The sequence below is a fragment of the Actinomadura sp. NPDC000600 genome, from assembly GCF_040492135.1.
Classification (GTDB): Bacteria; Actinomycetota; Actinomycetes; order Streptosporangiales; family Streptosporangiaceae; genus Spirillospora.
This window is the reverse complement of sequence record NZ_JBEUPD010000128.1, coordinates 1-1,278: the sequence shown is the minus strand read 5'-3', so window position 1 is coordinate 1,278 and position 1,278 is coordinate 1. Positions and strand designations below refer to the sequence as shown.

2 protein-coding genes are annotated in these 1,278 nt (G+C 69.9%); both read right to left on the bottom strand.

Annotation, left to right across the window (positions count from 1 at the left end; translation table 11 throughout):
• Positions 1-61: 61 nt before the first annotated feature.
• Positions 62-307 (bottom strand): chaplin ChpE, encoded by a 246-nt coding sequence (chpE, locus tag ABWI07_RS44190; protein WP_010987878.1) that lies wholly within the window; start codon positions 305-307, stop codon positions 62-64.
• Between the two features lie 227 nt (positions 308-534).
• Positions 535-1,176 carry a response regulator gene (locus ABWI07_RS44185; protein ID WP_010987877.1) on the bottom strand — a complete coding sequence of 214 codons (642 nt, stop codon included), beginning with the start codon at positions 1,174-1,176 and terminating at the stop codon, positions 535-537.
• Between the last annotated feature and the right edge of the window lie 102 nt (positions 1,177-1,278).

Below are 1,278 nucleotides of genomic sequence, written 5' to 3'. Positions count from 1 at the left end.
CTGACCGGCCCCCCAGGAGCGCCTGGGAGGCCGGTGGTCACGAGGGTTCCGGAGCGGAATCTCAGTGGTTGACTCCCAGGTTCCCGAAGGCCGGGTTCAGGGCGCCGATGACGTTCACGGTGTTGCCGACCGCGTTCACGGGGATGTGGACCGGGGCCTGGACCACGTTGCCCGAGCCGACACCCGGGGAGCCCACGGCCTTGCCGCCCGCCCACGCGCCGTCGGTGGCCGAGGCCATACCGGCGCCCGCGGCGACAAGCCCACCGGCGACCATCGTGACAGCGGCTACCTTCTTCAGGTTCTTCACTTCTGAGCCCTCCCTGGCGATCACTGCGGCAGGCGCCGCAGCACGCACTGGAGAACGGCCGGGAGCCGCCGAGGATGCGCCGTCCGGGGGACATACACACGACGGTATGAATCTCAGACTGGAGTGGATCCGTCCGTATTACTGTCGGTCGGCAGTATCAGCGTCGGCCGGTCGCCCGGGCGGGCGCCGGAGCACCCCTGGGGTGGAGCACCGTTCTCGTGCCGCGGTCAGCCCGCCGCTCCATGGCGTACGGCCCACAGTGCGGCCTGGGTGCGGTCGGCGAGGTCCAGTTTCATCAGGATGTTCGAGACGTGTGTCTTGACGGTCTTCTCGGAGAGTACGAGCGCGCGTGCGATCTCCCTGTTGGAGCGGCCGTCCGCGATCAGGCCGAGCACCTCGCGCTCCCGCTCGGTGAGTGAACCTCCCCTGCCCTGGCCCGAGTTGGCCTCCTCCTGGGACAGGAGCGCGCCCGCGACCTCGGGCTGGAGCAGGATGTGTCCGGCGTGCACGGAGCGGATGGCGCCGGCGAGGGCGTCGGGGTCCACGTCCTTGTACACGTACCCGGCGGCGCCCGCGCGCAGGGCCGGGACCACCGTGCGCTGCTCGGTGAAGCTGGTGACGATCAGCACGCGTGCGGGGTTGGCGAGTTCGCGGAGTCTGCGCAGCGCGTCGATGCCGTCCATGCCCGGCATCTTGACGTCCATGAGGACGACGTCGGGCTTCAACTCCTCGGCGCGGGCGACCCCTTCGGCGCCGTCGGACGCCTCTCCCACCACCTCGATGTCGTCCTGCACTTCGAGGAAGGTGCGCAGGCCGCGGCGGACCACCTGGTGGTCGTCGACGAGCAGCACCTTGATTGCATCAGCCACCAGGGACCTCCATATCGATCGTGGTGCCCTTGCCGGGCGCCGAATCCACGGTCAGTGTGCCGCCGACCCCGCTCGTCCGGTCCCGCATGGAGACCAGCCCGA